The organism is Xanthomonas sp. CFBP 7698 (assembly GCF_003600855.1).
GTDB classification, from domain to species: domain Bacteria; phylum Pseudomonadota; class Gammaproteobacteria; order Xanthomonadales; family Xanthomonadaceae; genus Xanthomonas; species Xanthomonas cannabis.
The window spans coordinates 109,748-128,006 of sequence record NZ_PRDN01000002.1 but is presented as its reverse complement, the minus strand read 5'-3'; the positions used below and the strand labels follow the sequence as shown (position 1 = coordinate 128,006).

The following is an 18,259-nucleotide window of genomic DNA, read 5'->3' as shown; positions in this document are numbered from 1 at the left end:
GTGCCGCGCGCTTATGCCACTGCGTCTGAGGTTTGCTGCAGGCCGGTCAGCGCCTGCGCAATCGCGTCGCTGCGGTGCTGCGGCGAATAGGCCAGGCCTTCGGCGCGTACAAAGCTGACATCGTCCACGCCCAGGAAGCCGAACAGCTGACGCAGGTAGGGCTCCTGGAAATCATTGGTCGGGTCGGGGTAGATGCCGCCGCGCGCGCTGGCGACGATGACGCGCTTGCCGCCGGCCAGACCTTCCGGGCCGGATGCGGTGTAGCGGAAGGTATGCCCGGCAACCGCGATGCGGTCGATCCATGCCTTGAGCGTGGAAGGGATGCCGAAGTTGTACATCGGTGCGCCGATCACGATGACATCGGCCTCCAGGAACTGCTGCATCGCCTGCTCGGCCACGGCCGCTTCGGCGGCGTCCGCCTGCGCCAACGACCTGCCGCTGAGGTGGGGGATTGGCTCCTGATCCAGATCGCGGTACGTCACCTGCAGCCCGGGGTGCAGCCGCTGCTGCTGCGCAACGGCGGCGGCACTGAGTTCCCGGCTGACGGAATTGGCGCCCAGGGCGCTGGAGTCGATGTGGAGCAGCTTCATGGCGAAGACCTGTGGCAAGCGGCAGCGCCGCGGAGATGCGCAGACTAGGTCGTTGCCCTGTTGGGATAAAGGTGGTTAAATATCACTTATCGTTCTATCCATGGATACCTGCGCCATGCACGACCTGAATGACCTGTACTACTTCGCGATGGTGGTGGACCACGGCGGCTTCGCCGCGGCCGAGCGTGCGCTTGGTATCCCCAAGTCGCGCCTGAGCCGGCGTATCAGCCAGCTTGAAACCGACCTGGGCGTGCGCCTGCTGCAGCGCTCCACACGCCGCTTCGCGGTTACCGACGTCGGCACCAGCGTTCACCGGCATGCCCAGACCATGCTGGCCGAGGCCCAGGCCGCGCGCGAGGTGGTGGATCGTCTCAGCGCCGAGCCGCGCGGTCTTGTACGTGTGAGCGTTCCTGTCTCGCTCGCGCAGATCCAGTTGCCCAAGCTGTTGCCGGAATTTCTGGCCAAGTACCCCAAGGTGCGGTTGCAGCTCAACATCAGCAACCGCCGCGTCGATGTGATCAACGAGGGCTACGACATCGCCCTGCGTGTGCGTTCGCGCCTGGACGACGACGGCAGCCTGGTGATGCGCAGCTTCGGCCAGGTGCAGGAGCTGCTGGTGGCCAGCCCGAAGTACCTGGACCGCGCCGGCCGTCCCAAGGACCCGAGCGAGCTGGCCAACCACACCACCATGAGCACCAGCGAAGACGAGGCGCACCAGCGCTGGGAGCTGCATGGACCCAACGGCGAGATGCGCCGCGTGGACCTGCAGCCGCGCCTGGCCGGCTTCGACTTCCCGCTGCTGCAATCGATGGCGCGCGACGGCTTCGGCATCACCATGCTGCCGGAGACCGTGTGCGCCGAAGCGGTGCGCAGCGGCGAACTGGAAGTGGTGCTGCCGCACTGGTCGCTGCCGCAGGGCATCTGCCATGCGGTGTTCGCCTCGCGCCGCGGCCTGCTGCCGGCGGTGCGCGTGTTCATCGACTTCCTGGCCGAGCACCTGCCGCAGGAAATCGAACGCTCGCGCCTGGATTGCGGCGGCAACTGCGCCGAGCTTGCGGAAAAGCTCAAGCGTGCCGCCGGCACTGCTCCGCGCTTGGTCGTGGCCGAAGCCGGCTGAGGGGTTGTGGCCAAGGCCGGCTGAGGGCTGCGTCTGGCCGTCGCGGCTGGCTGGCAAGTTGGCTGGCAGCCAGCGAGCTGCTCGGCAGTCGGTTCGCTGCAGACGTTCGGCAGGCCGCATCCATGCTTGTGTGCATCCCGCCAACAACAACATGCAGCGGCCGGCCACGAGTAGCGCCGCACGACGCTGTGCCAGCCAGAAGCGAGTGGTGCCACCAAGCAAAACGCGTCCGGGCATGCGAGAATGCGCGCCCGGGAGCGATCCTGGGAGTGGTGGATCCGCACAAGATGTCCCTGCGGCCACCGTCAGGCGCCACCCGCGCAATGCGGGTCGCTAGCGTGACAGCCGATGCCTTCGGCGGTCATGCGCAGCAGCATCGGAGAGATGGCCGAGCGGTTTAAGGCACCGGTCTTGAAAACCGGCGAAGGGTCAAACCTTCCGTGGGTTCGAATCCCACTCTCTCCGCCACTTTGGTCCCGCGCGCTGACGTCAGCTTGACTCTTGATCCGACCCCCGGTTTCCGCGAGCCCGTCGCTGCGCGGAGTGCAACCCCGTGCGAGCAGCGCGCCTTGGCCTGCCTCAGCCATTCATGAAGCGCGAAAGGATGCCCTGGTGTAGCCAGCGTGGGGTGGCCCAGATCATGACGGCGGCGGCCTTATTACTGAAGCCTGGGACCACGCTGATGCGGCCGCGATCGAGTGCGCGGATACCTGCGCGAACCACCGGTGCCGGCTGCATCATCATCAGCTTCAGCCCAAACGTGATCTTTTGTTTTGCAGCCTGTGCAAAGCCGGTATCTGACAAGCCGGGGCAGAGCGAGGTGACGGTCACGCCGTCGCGTTTGAACTCACGGTGCAGCGCGTCGCCCAGGCGCAAGACGTAGGCTTTTGCGGCGCCGTAGACGGCCATGTTCACCACGCCGAAATGCGACAACAGACTAGCCACGAGAAGAATCTTTCCATGACCTCGCGCGCGCATGTCTGCGCCGAACAGTTGGGTCATGACGGTCAGGCTGGCGATATCCAACTGCACCATATCCAGTGCGCTCTGTGTGGACGTTTCGAGGAAGGCGCCCTGCAGGCCATGACCGGCGTTGTTGATGAGGATTTCCACCGCGATGCCGCGCTCGCGAAGTGTTCGGTGCAGGGCGGTGACCGCATCGATGTCTGCGAGATCGACAGGCTCAACGACAACCTCGTTGCCGAACTGCTGGCGCAGCGTGGCGGCCAAGGCGTTCAGCCGATCCAGCCGACGCGCGACAAGAATCAGGGGGTGGCCTTTGGCAGCATATTGCCTTGCAAATTCTTCGCCAAAGCCACTGGAGGCGCCGGTGATGAGAACCCAGCCATTGCGATTGTTGGTCATGTTCGTGCCCGTTGCGGATGAGGGGGGTGGTCGCTAACCTTGCGGACATGCAAAATTGAAGACCGATGGTCTTTAATTTAAGAGACCGTCGGTCCTTTATCAAGTCAAATAGTAGACCCGTTATGAGTTCCTTCACTTCCTACTCCCGTGCCCGCTCGCCCGAGCAGAAAGAAGAGCGCCGGCGGCATCTGTTGGCGACTGCCCGCGCGATGTTGACGGACAGTCCGTCAGCGCTCGATCTGGGCATCAACGAGTTGGCGCGGCAGGCGCAGATGACCAAGTCCAATGTCTATCGCTACTTCGAAAGCAGCGAAGCGGTGTTGATGGACGTGCTGGTGGAAGAATTTGCCCTTTGGCAGGACGCGCTGACCGCAGCGCTTGCGCGGACAGGGGAAAAAGGGGCGACGGTCGAACACATCGCGCGCGCGTTTGCCTCCACTCTGTGCGCCCGGCCGCTACTGTGCAGGCTGATCAGCATCATGCCGTCCATCCTTGAGCGCAAGGTGTCGTTCGAGCGCATGGTGGAGTTCAAAGGCACGCTGTTGGCGATCAGGCAGCAGGCTGCAGAGGCGTTTCATGCGCATTGCCCCGCGCTTACGGCGAACGCATTCGATCACGTGATCAAGCATGCGTTGCCGCTGATCATTGGCCTATGGCCGCTCAGCAACCCCGTCGACAGTGCGGCGCAAGTTGTCGAATTGCAGGAGTTTGCATTGCTACGCTACCGTTTTCGGGACGATCTGGAGCATGCACTGCTCACCTTGATGCGAGGAATTGTGCGCGTGTAAACACAGGCAAGCTCGCGCTAAGCGCGGGCATTGGCGCGTGCGTGCATCACTTGGCGTGGGCGCTCGCAATGATAGTTCTCTGTTGCCACTGGCTTGATCTACTGCTGAGGTGCATGACGCCTCACCCACGGTCAGCGCCAACGCGCCTTCGCAGCAGGCCGGCTTCGTCCCGGGCCTGGAGCAGGTCACGGCTGTTGCGAGGCAGCGGCGCAAGGCGCCGAGGTGTGCCGAGGCGCTGTGTGGAAGCGCCATCGCCGATCGATCGCGGATTTGTTACTCCATCGCGGCTGGCAGCCTCTGCATATCCGGGGCGAGACCTGCCGCAGCCACATCGGCTGAATCGCGATGCGCACTCCGTGGCCCCGATCTCACCAAGCCGCTGCCAGTCCGGCCTATTTCTGACGAGTCGGGTACCTACGCTGAACGACTCGACTCGACTCGACTCTACTCGGCGCGACGGCACGGCGCCTCGCGCATGTGCGTTAGCGCGATTACCTGAAGTCACAGCACCGTTGCATTGACCTTGAAGACTTCCACTGCGCGGGTGAGTTGCGTGGAGTGCTCCTCCAACGCATGCGCGGCGGTGCTGGCGGCTTCGACGAGGCGCACGTTTTGCTGGGTGGTTTCGTCCATCTGAGCGATGGTGTGGTTGACCTGTTCGATGCCGCCGGCCTGTTCCTGCGAGGCGGCGGAAATATGCCCGATGATGTCGGTGACGTGCTGGACGCTGGTGACGACTTCGCCCATGGTGGTGCCGGCCTGATGCACCAGGGTCGAGCCATCGGCCACGCGTTGTACGGAATCGTCGATCAGGCGTTTGATCTCCTTCGCTGCATCCGATGAGCGGTGCGAGAGCGTGCGCACTTCCGACGCGACCACCGCAAAACCGCGGCCTTGTTCGCCCGCGCGCGCGGCTTCGACAGCGGCGTTCAACGCCAGAATATTGGTCTGGAAGGCAATGCCGTCGATGACGGAAATGATGTCGGCGATCCGTTTGGAGGAGGCTTCGATACCGGACATCTGCTCGATGACCTGGCCGACCACATCGCGACCTTGCGAGGCGATGGTGGCCGCGCCGAGCGCGAGCTGGTTGGCGCGGCCTGCATGCTCGGCGTTCTGCTTGACCGTGGAGGTCAGCTCTTCCATCGAGGCGGCAGTTTCTTCCAGGCTGGCCGCCTGCTGTTCGCTGCGACGGGTCAGTTCCTGGTTGCCACCGGTGATGTCTTCGGCCGCGAATCCGATGCTGTTGGACGTGGTCTGGATGCGCGTCACGATATCGGTGAGGCGGTGCACGGTGCTGTTGGCGTCGTCGCGCATGGACGCAAACACGCCGTGGAAGTTGCCGGACATGCGCACGGTCAGGTCGCCGTCGGCGATGGCGCGCAGCAGTTCGGAGAACTTGGCCAGGTTGGTGTCGGAGGTCGCCATCATGGTGTTGAGGTTCTCCACCATCAGGCGGAAATCGTGCTCGAACTTGTCCGGCTGGCCGCGAAGTGCGAAGTCGCCCGCGCAGGCAGCCTGGGTCAGGGCGTGGATCTGCGCGTTGATCGCGCGCAGGTTCTGCTTGACCTGCTGCATGGTGGCGGTGATGGCGGCCTTTTCGCCGGGATACTGTTCGATCTCCGGAGCCAGGTCGCCGACTGCATAGCGGCCCATGACCTCGGTCATGCGCAACTGCGTCTGCACATGTGCGTGCACCAATGCGTTGGTGTCCTGCACCATGTGGCCGTACTCGCCGGGGAAGCGCTGCGCATCGGTGCGATAGCTGATCTCGCCGGCATCGTGGCGCGATGCCATGGTGCGTTGTGCGGAGATCACGTCCTGCAGGCGATGCTGCATATGCTGCATGGCGCGCAGCAGTTGGCCGGATTCGTCGCTGCCGGTCGGGGCGTCCTGGCTGCGCAGGTCGCCTTCGTTGATGCGCTGGGCCAGCTGCAGCGACTGACGCAGCGGCAGCACCACGCTGCGGGTGAGCAGGAAGGCAATGGTTGCGCCGAGCAGCAGCGCGACGACGGTGGAGATCACCATCAACATCGCAAAGCCACGCGCGGTGGCGACGGCTTGCTTGGCCGCTGCGCGGTTCTTGGCTTCCTGCAGGTCGATGAAGGCGTTGATGCTGGCCAGCCAGTCGATGAAGGCCGGGCGTGCTTGCTGCAGCAATTGTTGCTCGGCGTGCAACCGGTCCGATGCATCGCGGAACGAGCGCACCTGCGTGATCAGCGGCATGGTGCGCTGCTCGATGGACTGGATCTGCTGAAGGATGGCTTTTTCTTTTGCGTCGGTCGAAGCCGCGATCATGTCGTCGAGCGGCTGCGCGGAACGCGCGTAGTCGGCGGCGAGCTTGTCGATCAATTGCTCGGCCGCGTGGCGGTCGGCCGGCGCGTCCATCAGGACAACATCGCGCAAGGCGATCGCGCGATCATGCACGCTGCCGCGAAAGTTGATGGCGTAACGCTGCTTGACGCTATTGACCTCGTTGATGGCGGTCAGTTGCTGGTCGATGCTCCGTACGCGCTGGATGCCAACCACGGTCAGGATCACCATCAGCACGATGATGGACAGAAAGCCGAGCGCCAGGCGCTGACCAATGCGCAGATTCGAAAGGAGATGCATAGGGTTCGATCGGTGATCCGACAGCGGGATGGCAGGAGTCCCCGCGGCAATGGCGAGGCGAAAGGCGCGATACGGCCGTGGGCAGCGCAAGGCCGCTGCGTTGGGTGTGTCTCGACCTATCCGTTAGCGGCCTCGGCCAGTAGAACTGAACTTTGCAGCCTGGAGGATTCAGGTGCGGTTGCTGCGTCCGGGGCGGCGTCGAGCCGCCAGCCAGCTCGCCCGGATGGCGTTGGCGATGCATGGGCGGGCGACGCCCGAGCCAAGCCCGGAGCGGAGCTGGCATGACCCACATCGTCCGGTGCAGACGTCATGCCCGCCGTGTAAGCCCGTTCTGCCAAGGGGCCTGTCTCCATCCACTCCCGACCGGAGCGCGGCAGCCGGCGAACAACCACTGCCGAGCTGGCAGGTAATCGATTCAGTGGCATGTCGCCCGTCCGCTGGACGGCGTCGGTCGCAGGCAAGATGATAGGCGCCCGGCGTGGGTGTCGCCTGTCACCCACGCGCCGATTCCTGAGTCTTCCCGATGGTCACAACGATGCTTCCATGGTCGACAGGTCACCTGGCCCCCCGTCGTGCTGCACTTGCGCGGTGCGCTGCGCGGTGCGGCGCGCGCAGTGGCGCGCCATGGTCGTGCGCTGCATGAGCGCAGCATTCCCGCATGGCGATAGCGCGATGGCACAGGCGGTCCGTGCCCATGACTGGAGCGGCACGCCACTGGGGCTGCCCGCGCAGTGGCCGTTGCCGTTACGAAATACCGTCGATCTGATGCTCGCCTCGCCCGAAAGCATGTATGTGGTCTGGGGGCCGGCGCTGACGTTCTTCTACAACGATGCCTATGCGCCGATCCTGGGGCCGCGTCAGGCGCAGGCATTGGGTGCGCCGCTGCGCGAGTTGTGGGCCGATGCCTGGGATGCCGTGCGTGCGCCGATCGAGGCGGCGTTTGCCGGGCGCGCGTCGCGCTTCGAAGAAGTGCCGATCGCGATGAACCGTTATGGCACGCCCGAAGACACCTGGTGGACGTTCTCGTTCTCGCCGATCTATCTCGACGATGGCAGCGTGGGTGGCGCGTTCTGCGTGACCAACGAGGTGACCGCACGCAAGGTGGCGCAGGCGCGGTTGGCCGACGAGCACGAACGCCTGATCCGCCTGTTCGAGCAGGCGCCGATGTTCATGGCGTTCTTGAGCGGGCCGCAGCATGTCGTCGAGTTCGTCAATCCGTGTTACTCGCGCCTGATCGGTCACCGCGACGTGATTGGCCGCCCGTTGGCCGAGGCGTTGCCGGACGTGGTGGCGCAAGGACACCTGGCGCGGCTGGATGAGGTGTTTCAATCCGGACGTGCGTATTCGGCCACGGCGCTCGCCTACGATGTGCAGGCCGTGCCGGGCGGGCCGACCGAGCGCCGGCTGCTGGATCTGGTCTATCAGCCGATCGCCGGTGCCGACGGCACGGTGTCGGGCATCTTTGTGCAGGGTCTGGACATTACCGACCGCATCAGCCTGGAACGCGCGGTGCGCGAGGCCGAAGTGCGCAACCGGCAGATCCTGGACAGCGTCATGGACTACGCGATCATTGCCACCGACATGCGCGGCCGGGTGACCTCATGGAACGAGGGCGCACGCCGCATTCTGGGATGGAGCGAGAGCGAGATGCTCGGGCAATCGCTGGAGCGCACGTTCACACCGGAAGACGTGGAAAGGCGGCAGATCCTCATCGAGGCTGCCGCCGCGCTGGAAAGCGGCAGCGGCATGGACGAACGCTGGCACGTGCGCAAGACCGGCGAGCTGTTCTGGGCCAATGGGTCGTTGATGGTGTTGCGCGAAGAAACCGGCACGGCGATCGGTTTCGTCAAGGTCCTGCGCGACCGTACTGCCGAGCGTCTGGCCAGCGAAGCCTTGATCAGGAGCGAGCGCCGCCTGGATGCGCTGGTGCGCGCCTCGTCGCAATCGATCTTCTCTGCGGCTGCCGACTGGAGCGCATTGCGCCAGCACGTGCGCGACGGGCTGCTCAACGACAGCCTGCCGGCGAACGCGCGCTGGCAACAGGACTGGGTGTACCCGGACGATCGCGCGCTGTTGTCGAGCGCCATCGGTGCTGCGATCGCCGACAAATCTGGGCTGGAGCTGGAGCTGCGGGTGCTGGATGCCAGCCAGCGCGTGCGCTGGACCCTGCTGCGCGCAGTGCCGCTGCTGGATGCGCACGGCGCGATCGAAGAATGGTTCGGCACTGCATCGGACGTCACCGACAGACGCCAGGCCCAAGAGCAATTGCGCCTGCTGACCGAAACCCTGGAAGAACGCGTGCGCGAGCGCAGCGCGGCACTGCTGCTGGCTGAAGAAAAATTGCGTCAGAGCCAGAAGATGGAAGCCGTTGGGCAGCTGACCGGCGGCCTGGCGCATGATTTCAACAACCTGCTGACCGCCATCACGGTGGGGCTGGAGCTGCTGCAAGCGCGTGTGCAGCAAGGCAAGTACGACCGGCTGGAACGCTACGTGGAGATGGCGCAGACCAGCGCCGCGCGCGCGGCGGCGTTGACGCAGCGTCTGCTGGCGTTTTCGCGTCGGCAGACCCTGGCGCCGAGCGCACTGGAAGTGGAGGCACTGGTGCATGGCATGCGCGAGATCATCGCGCGCACCCTGGGGCCGTCGATCAGTTTGCAGGTGATTCCGGCGGCCGACGCCTGGAAGGTGCTGGTGGATGCGCCGCAGCTTGAAAATGCCTTGCTCAACCTGTGCATCAATGCGCGCGATGCCATGCCCGATGGTGGCGAGCTCACCATCAGCCTGCATAACCGCTCGCTGGATCACGCTGCGGCCCAGCTGCTCGATTTGCCGCCCGGCGACTATGTGTGCCTGAGCGTGCAGGACACCGGCACCGGCATGAGCGAAGAGATCATGTCCAAGGTTTTCGAGCCGTTCTTCACGACCAAGCCCATCGGTCAGGGCACCGGGCTGGGCCTGTCGATGATCTATGGGTTTACCCGCCAATCCGGCGGGCATGTGCGTATCGAATCGGACGTTGGAGTGGGCACCACCATGGCGCTGTATCTGCCGCGCTTCATGGGCGAGCAGGTGCATGACGAAGGGCCGGCCACGCAGGATGATCCGCAGCGGGCGACGATGCACAGTTGCACGGTGTTGCTGGTCGAAGATGAAACCGCGATCCGTGTGCTGATTTCCGAAGTGCTCACGGACGCCGGGTATCGGGTCATCGAGACGGCCGAGGGAAGCGCGGCAGTGGAGCGCCTGCGGTCAGCGGAAACGATCGATGTGCTGGTAACCGATGTCGGTCTGACCGGCGGTTTGAACGGGCGCCAGGTGGCGGATGCGGGCCGGCAATATCGCCCGATGCTGCCGGTCTTGTTTGTCACCGGCTACGCGGCGACCGCGGCCGTGGGAGCAGGGCAGTTGGATGACGGCATGGAAGTGCTGACCAAGCCCTTCCTGGCGGCTGACCTGGAGCGGCGCGTGGCGCAATTGCTGGAGCGGCGCCCGTAGTGAGTCGGGGCGGTGCGCGGTCACGCTTGGAGGATAGGGCGTGACCGCGAGATGAGGCGCTTCAGGCGTTGTGCTCTCCGCCGCGCAGCAGGAGCATAAAGACCAGCATCTCCTCAGGTCATTCCATCGCTGCAGCTGGGTGTGGCACCACGCGAGGCGTTACAACGCCTTCTGAACGATACCCAGCAGGTCGCGTAACGAAAATGGTTTTGGCAGCAGGCGCATGCCGGTGTCCAGGAAGTCCGCGCGCTTGGCAATCGCACCGGCATAGCCGGTCATGAAGACGATCGGTAGCGCGGGATACAGGCGCCGCGCATTGTCGGCAAGGTCGCGTCCGTTCATGCCGGGCAGGCAGATATCCGAGAGCAGCAAGTCGAACGGACAGGCCGTGGTGAGTTGCTGCATCGCCTGCTCGGCGTCAGCGGACACAACCACCTGATAGCCCTCGTCACCCAGAATGTCTGCGGCCATCGCACGGATGGCATCGTCGTCTTCAACCAACAGAATGCGTGCATTGCCTGATGCGTCGTTCACTGCCGTCCTCGAGCGATCGCAACAGCGCGTTCGCTTCCATTGCCCACGCTATGCGCATGCGCGTGACGGATGTGTCGGAGTTGCCATAAAGCCGGCGGCGCAGGCGGGCACGATCCTCGCAAGTTTTTGTGCGATTCATCGCCGGCGGTAAAACGTTAGCGGTGTCACGGCAGAAAGGCGATAAAACACACAGCACGTCAAGCCAAACAAGCTGATCAATTCAGTCCCTGACGCGGCTGTATCACCGGCGCGTGATAAATTCTGCGGCATGGAAAACGTAAAGCCGATGATCGCAAACCGTATTACCACCGGGACGACGGGGCTTGACACCATCCTCCGCGGTGGCCTGCCCGCCAACCGGTTGTATCTGCTTGAAGGCCAGCCGGGCTCCGGCAAGACCACGATGGCGTTGCAGTTTCTGCTCGATGGCGCAGCCAGGGGCGAAAGCTGCCTGTATGTGACGTTGTCGGAAACCATCGACGAGCTGACCGAAGTGGCCGCCTCGCATGAGTGGTCGCTGGAGCCGCTGCATATTTTCGAGCTAGCTTCGGCCGAAGCGTTCCTGGGCGACGGGCGTCAGCAGTCCATCCTGCATCCGTGGGAAATGGAACTGGATGGGACGATCAAGCTCATCCAGGCCGAGGTCGATCGGGTCAAGCCCACACGCGTGGTGTTCGATTCCTTGTCCGAGTTGCGATTGCTGGCGCAGGATTCGCTGCGCTACCGGCGCCAGGTGCTGGCGCTCAAGCAATTCTTTGCCCCACGCAATATCACCGTGTTTCTGGTGGACGACCTGACCGGTGAACATGGCGAGCGCGATGCCCATCTGCACAGCCTCTGCCACGGTGTGGTCTCGCTGGAGCGCATGACACTGGATTTCGGTGCTGCGCGGCGGCGCATGCAGGTGCAAAAGCTGCGCGGGGTCAATTTCATCGCCGGCTACCACGATCTGACGATCGCCACCGGTGGCATGCATATCTATCCGCGTCTGATTGCCTCCAACCATCACGTGCCGTTCGTTGGCGATGCGGTGTCCAGTGGCGTGGAGCGGATCGATGCGCTGCTGCATGGCGGCCCGCTGCGCGGTACCAGCACGCTGCTGACCGGGCCGGCCGGCTCGGGCAAGACCAACGTGGCGCTGCAATATGTCAACGCGGCCTGCGAGCGTGGCGAGCACTGCTGCGTGCTGGAGTTCGATGAGCGCACCGGCACATTGCTGACGCGCGCACAAAGCCTGGGCATGGATTTACGCAAACATCTGCAGTCGGGTTTGCTGGAGCTGCATCAGATGGATCCGGCCGAGCTGACTCCCGGCGAGTTTGCCTGGGCCGTGCGCGAAAGCGTGGAAAAGCGCAACTGCCGTGTGCTTGTGATCGATAGCCTCAACGGGTACCTGTCGTCGATGCCGCAGGAAAAGCAGTTGATGTTGCAGATGCACGAGCTGCTGTCGTATCTCAATCAGAGCGGCGTGACCACTTTCCTGATCAATCCGCAGCATGGCCTGGTGGGGACGATGTCCACCGGCAACCTCAACGTGTCCTACATGGCCGATACCGTCATTCTGTTCCGCTTCTTCGAAGCGCAGGGCCGCATTCGCAAGGCCTTGTCGGTGATCAAGAACCGCAGTGGTGCGCACGAAGATTCGATTCGCGAGCTGCAGATCGGCACGGGCGGTCTGCAGCTGAGCGAGCCGCTGGAAAAATTCCATGGCGTGCTGACCGGCACTCCGCAGTTCGTCGGAGACGATGCGCCGTTGCTGGGGCGTCCCCTTGACCAGTTGTGAGGCAGACGGCTCGATCGTTCACATCATCGCGCCGTTCGGCCGCGATGCCCAAAGCATCGCCGGCATCGTCGGCGAGCACGGGCTGACCGAGAAGGTGTATGGCACGCTGGCCGCGCTGGCCGGCGACCTGCTCGACAGTTCCGGTGTGGTGGTCCTGACCGAAGAGGCGGTGGGTGGCGATCTGCAACAGCTGCAGCAGATCCTGCAGGCCCAGGCGGCCTGGTCGGACATCCCGTTCGTGCTGCTGCGTGCGCCGCGCGGCAGCCACGCCGGGCGGCGGGCAAGCCTGCCGCCGGAGATGACCAACGTCATCGAGCTGGAGCGGCCGCTGAGTTCGTCGTCGTTGCTGAGCGCGATTTCCACTGCGCTGCGCTCGCGCCAGAAGCAGTTCGTGATCCGCGATCAGATGGCCCAGCTGGCCGAGAGCAGGGCGGCGCTGGCGCTCAGCGAGGCCGAGCTGCGTCGTGTCACCGATGCCCTTCCGGTCTTGATCGCGTTCATCGACAAGCACCTGGTCTACCGCTTCGCCAACCGTTCGTATGAAGACTGGATCGGGATCCCGCCGCAGGATGTGATCGGGCGGCCGCTGGTGGACGTGGTGGGGCCCGCGGTGGTGGCCGAGCGTCGCGCGTGGATCGAGGCGGCACTGGCCGGGCGGGCGCTCACGGTGGAAACCAGCTGGCCGCATGCCGATGGGCGTCGCCGCGATGCCGAGATCCGCTACATGCCGCGCTTCGATGCGGACGGCCAGGTGGACGGGTTCCATGTGTTCGCGACCGATGTCACCGCGCGGGCGCTGGCGATGGAATCCATCCAGCAGCAAGCCACCGTGCTCGAGGCCAAGGTCGCCGAGCGCACGGCCGAGCTGCAGCAGCAGATGCAGGCGCGCGAGTCCAGCGAGGCGGCGCTGCGCCAAGCGCAGAAGATGGAAGCGGTGGGCCAGCTGACCGGCGGCATCGCGCACGATTTCAACAACATGCTGACCGGCATCCTGTCTGCGCTGGATCTGGCGCGCCTGCGCATCGATCAGGGGCGCACCGAAGGGCTGGGGCGGTTCCTGGATGTGGCGTCGGCCTCGGCGCTGCGTGCGGCCGCGTTGACGCAGCGGCTGCTTGCGTTTTCGCGCCGGCAATCGCTGGAAGCGCGGCATCTGCAATTGAACGATCTGGTGGTGTCGCTGCAGGATCTGCTGGCGCGCACGCTGGGCGAATCGGTGCGCCTGGAAACCGATCTGTGCAGTGCGTTGCCGCAGGCCTATGTCGACGAAAACCAGCTGGAAAGCGCGCTGCTCAACCTGGCCATCAATGCACGCGATGCGATGCCCGATGGTGGGTTGTTGCGCATCGCCACGCGGCATCTGCAGGTCCAGGCGCAAGGGCTGGAGCTTGGCCGTGGCATCAGCCTGGCGCCGGGCGACTATGCGGTGGTGTCGGTCACCGACACCGGCACCGGCATGCCGACCGATGTGCTGGAGCGGGTGTTCGAGCCGTTCTACACCACCAAGCCGATCGGGCAGGGCACCGGCCTGGGCATGTCGATGATCTACGGCTTCATGCAGCAGTCCAACGGGCAGGTGTGGGTGGAGTCGCAGATTGGCACGGGCACCACGGTCAGCCTTTACCTGCCGGCCGGGGTGTCCGTGCCGGGTGCGGTGTCCGAGCCGCAAAGCGGTGCGGTGGTGGCCGGGCAGGGGCAGCAGGTGCTGGTGGTGGAGGACGACGAACAGGTGCGCCTGCTGGTGACCGAGTTGCTGGGCGAATTGGGCTACCAGGCCGAGGTGGTGGCCGATGCGGATGCCGCGTTGGCGATCCTGGCGTCGCCACGGCGGATCGACCTGCTGGTCACCGACGTCGGCCTGCCCGGGCTCAACGGCCGCCAGCTGGCGGAAATCGCGCGGCAGTCGCGCCGCGATCTGCCGGTGATCTTCATGACCGGCTACGCCGAAACCGCGCGCGACCGTGGCGAGTTTCTGGCCGAGGGCATGAGCATGATCGCCAAGCCTTTCACGCTGGGCGAGTTCAGCGGCAAATTGCATGAGGTGCTCGGGCCATCGCCGTGAGCCAGTCGCGCGCAGCCCGGCGCGCTGTTGCCGGTCTGCGGCGGTGACCACAGTCGCGGTGTCGTGCTGCTGCGCTCCGCAGCACACACAAGCGCCGCAGTAAGGCTTGCGGCAGTGGCGGGCGAGACGCGTCGTGCGAGCCGGCCGCCGTGAGCGATGGGTCGCGGTGAGGTCTAGCGCGCAGCGCGCCCGGATTGCCGCTCGGTGGCCAGCGCTTGCGCCACGGCAATCTTGTCTGCCACCGCCTTCTGCATGGGCGAGCCGGTCTCCAGCAAACCGTGCAGGTGACGCCAGTGCGTGGTGGCGGCTGCGTAGTCGTGCTGCTGGAAATCGCTGATGCCAAGCAGCCACAGCCCGCGCTGGTTGTCCGGTTCGCGCACGATCACCTGTTGCAGGCGCGTGCGTGAGGCCGCGTCGATCGCAAAATCGTCATGCGTGGCCATGTCGGCAGCAATCCAGCCGACGATGGCCGCGCTGGTGTCCGGCGCAAGCGTCAGGGCCTGTGCGTACGCGTCGCGTGCCTCGGCGGGGCGGTTGTTCTGTTCGTGATCCTTGGCCTGCTGCATCCATGCATCGAGTGCCTGCAGTTGCGCGTCGTCGGCAACCGGGGTCTGTGCCTGTGAGGGGGCGGCAACGGCGGCGTGCGTGCTCTGCGGCGGCGCGGCGTCGATGCGCGGCGCGATCGCATCGGGTGTGCCCACCAGCCGATACAGCCCGGCAGTGGCGAGCGGCAGCCCCAGCGCAAGCAGTACCGGCAGCGTGTAGTGCGCGGCGCCATGGCGCGTGGGCTTGCGCAACAGCGGCAGCAGCAAGAGCAGCAGCGCAACGAGCACCAGCGCGGCGCTTGCGAGATAGAAGCCTGTCATCACCAGTCGTCCTCCGGCCGCGGCGCCACCGGCGTGCCGGCGCGCGCGCGCTGGCGCACGGTGTGGGCCACCATCACCGCGCCGGCGACCAGCATCAGTGCCGGCCCGAACCACAGCAACCAGGTGCCGCGCTTGACCGGCGGGTCGTACAGCACGAAGTCCGAATAGCGGTCGACCATGTACTGCTTGATCTGCGCATCGCTGCTGCCAGCCTGCAGCTGCGCAAAGACCTGGTGGCGCAGGTCGCGCGCCAGGCTGGCGTTGGAATCGGCCAGGTTCTCGTTCTGGCACACCAGGCAACGCAGCTGCGCGGTCAGCCGCTGATAGCGCGCTTGTTCGGCGGCATTCTTGAACGGCAGCGGGTCCACTGCCTGCGCCTGGAGACCGGGCGCAAGCAGCAGGCCCAGCAGCAATACCAGCAACAGCCGCAGCTGCCGCGCCTGCTGCTGCCGATGCGCCTGCAGCCCGCGGTAACACTCGATCACCGCGCCCCCCTGGGCAGCGCAGCGATGGCCGGCAGCAGCTCGTCGTTGATGACATCCGGGGTCAGCACGCCGATGTGCTTGTAGCGGATCATGCCGTGCGCATCGATCAGGAAACTTTCCGGTGCGCCGTAGACGCCGAAGTCGATTGCGGTCTGGCCGGTTTCGTCGGCAAGCACCATGGCATACGGATTGCCCAGGCGTGCAAGCCAGGCGGTGGCATCGGCCGGCGCGTCCTTGTAGTTGTAGCCGATCAACGGCACGCCAAGGCGTTGGGCCTGCGCCATCAGCACCGGATGCTCGTGCACGCACTCGGCGCACCAGCTGCCGAACACGTTGAGCACGTACGGCTTGCCCAGCAGCTGGTCACGGGTGACGTGCCGCGCGGGCTGATCCAGCTGCGGCAGCGAGAACGCCGGGGCCGGTTTGCCGATCAGCGGCGAGGGCACCTCGCGCGGGTTGTACTGCATCGTCCAGTAGATGCCGAAGCCGAACAGGGCGGCTACCACCAAAAACCCCAGCAGGGGCAGCATGCGATTCACGGGTGCGACTCCTGCGCGATGACCAGGCCATCATGTGCGGGTACTGCGGCAGGCCTGGCGGCGCTGGCCGGTGCACGAAAGCGCCGTGCGCAGGCGCTGACGAAACCGCCCAGCATCATCAGCAGGCCGCCGGCCCAGATCCAGCGGATGAAGGGTTTGTAGTACAGCCGCAGCGTCCAGTCGTATTCGATGTGTTGATCGTCAAGCGGCTCGCCGAGTGCGACATACAGGTCGCGGGTGATGCCGGGGTCGATCGCCGATTCGGTCTGGATACGCTCGCTGCTGTACAGGCGTTTTTGCGGATGCAGTTGCGCCACCACCTGGCCATCGCGACTGACCTGCACGCTGCCTTGTTCGGCCTTCCAGTTGGGACCATCGATCAATTGCACGCCGTCGAAGCGGAAGCTGTAGCCGGCGATCTCGGCGGTTTGCCCAGGTGCCAGGCGCACGTCGCGTTCGACCGACAGGCTTTCGGACACCAGCACGCCGGCAACGAAGACCGCCACGCCGGCATGCGCGATCAGCATGCCGGCCATTTCAGCCGGGAAACGCCGGCCGCGCGGCAGCTCGCGCCAGCGCTTGTAAACGTACAGCGCGGTACCGGCGGCCACCCAGGTCGCCACGCCGATGCCGGCGATGGCCTTGGCCTGTCCATCGGCAACGATGCTGCCGACCAGCGCACAGGCCATCGCCGCGATGCCGGCACGGGTGCCGAGCGCCTTCAATGGCGCGGCATCGGCCTGGCCCCAGCGCAGGTAGGGGCCGAACGGCAGCAACAGCACCACCGGCAGCATCAAGAGCGGGAACAACAGGCCGAAGTAGGGCGGCCCCACCGAGACCTTGCCCAGGCCGAAGGCATCGGCAATCAGCGGGAACAAGGTGCCCAGCAGCACCATGGCGGCGGCCACGGTGAGCAGCAGATTGCCGATCAGGATCGCGGTCTCGCGCGAGGCCGCAGCGAACGGTTTGCCGCTGGCGATCCTGGGCGCGCGCAGCGCGTACAGCAGCAACGAGCCGCCGACCACCACGACCAGGAAGATCAGGATGTAGAGGCCGCGGCGCGGGTCGGCCGCGAACGCGTGCACCGAGGTCAGCACGCCCGAGCGCACCAGGAAGGTACCCAGCAGCGACAACGAAAACGCCAGGATCGACAGCAGGATGGTCCACGCGCGCAGGCTGCCGCGTTTTTCGGTGACCGCCTGGGTGTGGATCAACGCGGTGCCGACCAGCCACGGCATGAAGCTGGCGTTCTCCACCGGGTCCCAGAACCACCAGCCGCCCCAGCCCAGCTCCGCATATGCCCACCAGCTGCCGGCGACGATGCCGGCGGTGAGGCAGGCCCAGGCCACGTTGGTCCACGGCCGCGCCCAACGCACCCAGGCCTGTTCCAGCTCGCCGCCCAGCAGCGCGGCGACCGCAAACGCGAACGCCACCGAGAAGCCGACGTAGCCGGTGTACAGCACGGGCGGGTGGAAGGTCATGCCCGGGTCCTGCAGCACCGGATTGAGCTCGTTGCCATCCAGCGGGATCGGTGACAGCCGCCCGAACGGATTGGAGGTCAGCAGGATGAAGGCCAGGAAGCCCACCGACACCAGCCCCAGCACCGCCAGCACGCGGGCGGCGAAGTGCTGCGGCAGATGCCGGCTGAAGGCGGCCAGCAGCACCGTCCAGGTGGCGAGGATGGCGATCCACAGCAGCAGCGAGCCTTCATGCGCACCCCACACCGCGGCGAAACGGTAGTACCAGGGCAGGGCGATGTTGGCGTTGGCGGCGACGTATTGCACCGAAAAATCCAGCGACAGCAACGACCACGCGAGCAGCCCGAAGGCCATCCACACGAACACTGCCTGGCCAAGCGCGGCCGGGCGCGCAATGCCCATCAGTGCAGCGTTGCCGCGCCAGGCACCGATCAGCGGCAACACGCCCTGTGCAAGCGACAGCAGTAACGCCAGGATCAGTGCGATCTGGCCGAGTTCAGGCGTCATGGATAGGTCGCTGGGTGTAACCAAGAAGAGTCATTGCAGT

The 18,259-nt window shown here is 65.3% G+C and carries 13 protein-coding genes and 1 tRNA gene; 6 read left to right on the top strand and 8 right to left on the bottom strand.

Annotated features, from left to right (window positions below):
* Positions 1–11 precede the first annotated feature (11 nt).
* Positions 12–590: an FMN-dependent NADH-azoreductase gene (locus XnspCFBP7698_RS08340; protein WP_104580086.1), complete on the bottom strand. Its 579-nt coding sequence runs from the start codon at positions 588–590 to the stop codon at positions 12–14.
* A gap of 100 nt (positions 591–690) precedes the next feature.
* Between XnspCFBP7698_RS08340 and XnspCFBP7698_RS08335 the strand changes: the two genes are divergently transcribed.
* A complete protein-coding gene (locus tag XnspCFBP7698_RS08335) occupies positions 691–1,707 on the top strand; it encodes a LysR family transcriptional regulator (protein ID WP_003485786.1) in 1,017 nt (338 codons plus the stop codon).
* Positions 1,708–2,085: 378 nt separating this feature from the next.
* Positions 2,086–2,175: transfer RNA gene (locus tag XnspCFBP7698_RS08330), tRNA-Ser, on the top strand.
* Positions 2,176–2,286: 111 nt separating this feature from the next.
* On the opposite strand, the gene XnspCFBP7698_RS08325 is transcribed toward XnspCFBP7698_RS08330, so the two are convergent.
* On the bottom strand, positions 2,287–3,072 hold the full coding sequence (locus XnspCFBP7698_RS08325) for an SDR family oxidoreductase (RefSeq protein ID WP_047696811.1): 786 nt from the start codon (positions 3,070–3,072) through the stop codon (positions 2,287–2,289).
* 122 nt (positions 3,073–3,194) lie between these two features.
* On the opposite strand from XnspCFBP7698_RS08325, the gene XnspCFBP7698_RS08320 reads away from it, so the two are divergent.
* A complete protein-coding gene (locus tag XnspCFBP7698_RS08320; RefSeq protein WP_104580087.1) occupies positions 3,195–3,860 on the top strand; it encodes a TetR/AcrR family transcriptional regulator in 666 nt (221 codons plus the stop codon).
* A gap of 501 nt (positions 3,861–4,361) precedes the next feature.
* Here the strand turns inward: XnspCFBP7698_RS08320 and XnspCFBP7698_RS08315 are convergent.
* Positions 4,362–6,473, bottom strand: coding sequence for a methyl-accepting chemotaxis protein (locus XnspCFBP7698_RS08315; RefSeq protein ID WP_104580088.1), 2,112 nt, complete (start codon positions 6,471–6,473; stop codon positions 4,362–4,364).
* 639 nt (positions 6,474–7,112) lie between these two features.
* Here XnspCFBP7698_RS08315 and XnspCFBP7698_RS08310 point away from each other — a divergent pair.
* Positions 7,113–9,968 (top strand): PAS domain-containing protein, encoded by a 2,856-nt coding sequence (locus XnspCFBP7698_RS08310; protein ID WP_104580172.1) that lies wholly within the window; start codon positions 7,113–7,115, stop codon positions 9,966–9,968.
* A gap of 159 nt (positions 9,969–10,127) precedes the next feature.
* Here XnspCFBP7698_RS08310 and XnspCFBP7698_RS08305 read toward each other — a convergent pair whose 3' ends face one another.
* Positions 10,128–10,472, bottom strand: coding sequence for a response regulator (locus tag XnspCFBP7698_RS08305; protein ID WP_039409498.1), 345 nt, complete (start codon positions 10,470–10,472; stop codon positions 10,128–10,130).
* 298 nt (positions 10,473–10,770) lie between these two features.
* Here XnspCFBP7698_RS08305 and XnspCFBP7698_RS08300 point away from each other — a divergent pair, with 298 nt between their 5' ends.
* A complete protein-coding gene (locus tag XnspCFBP7698_RS08300) occupies positions 10,771–12,285 on the top strand; it encodes an ATPase domain-containing protein (protein ID WP_123137358.1) in 1,515 nt (504 codons plus the stop codon).
* A complete protein-coding gene (locus tag XnspCFBP7698_RS08295; protein WP_199680119.1) occupies positions 12,272–14,344 on the top strand; it encodes a PAS domain-containing sensor histidine kinase in 2,073 nt (690 codons plus the stop codon). The genes XnspCFBP7698_RS08300 and XnspCFBP7698_RS08295 overlap by 14 nt, the downstream gene beginning before the upstream one ends.
* A gap of 173 nt (positions 14,345–14,517) precedes the next feature.
* Here XnspCFBP7698_RS08295 and XnspCFBP7698_RS08290 read toward each other — a convergent pair whose 3' ends face one another.
* The 4 genes from XnspCFBP7698_RS08290 to XnspCFBP7698_RS08275 are packed head-to-tail and all read right to left on the bottom strand — an operon-like array spanning position 14,518 to position 18,219.
* The gene (locus XnspCFBP7698_RS08290) at positions 14,518–15,210 is read right to left on the bottom strand and encodes a tetratricopeptide repeat protein (protein WP_047696818.1); all 693 of its coding nucleotides are present in this window, start codon (positions 15,208–15,210) and stop codon (positions 14,518–14,520) included.
* Complete coding sequence (locus XnspCFBP7698_RS08285) at positions 15,210–15,695, bottom strand: cytochrome c-type biogenesis protein (RefSeq protein ID WP_052077085.1); 486 nt, start codon at positions 15,693–15,695, stop codon at positions 15,210–15,212. The genes XnspCFBP7698_RS08290 and XnspCFBP7698_RS08285 overlap by 1 nt, the downstream gene beginning before the upstream one ends.
* Positions 15,692–16,234 (bottom strand): DsbE family thiol:disulfide interchange protein, encoded by a 543-nt coding sequence (locus XnspCFBP7698_RS08280; RefSeq protein WP_104580091.1) that lies wholly within the window; start codon positions 16,232–16,234, stop codon positions 15,692–15,694. The genes XnspCFBP7698_RS08285 and XnspCFBP7698_RS08280 overlap by 4 nt, the downstream gene beginning before the upstream one ends.
* Positions 16,231–18,219 carry a heme lyase CcmF/NrfE family subunit gene (locus XnspCFBP7698_RS08275; protein WP_047696822.1) on the bottom strand — a complete coding sequence of 663 codons (1,989 nt, stop codon included), beginning with the start codon at positions 18,217–18,219 and terminating at the stop codon, positions 16,231–16,233. The genes XnspCFBP7698_RS08280 and XnspCFBP7698_RS08275 overlap by 4 nt, the downstream gene beginning before the upstream one ends.
* Positions 18,220–18,259 lie beyond the last annotated feature (40 nt).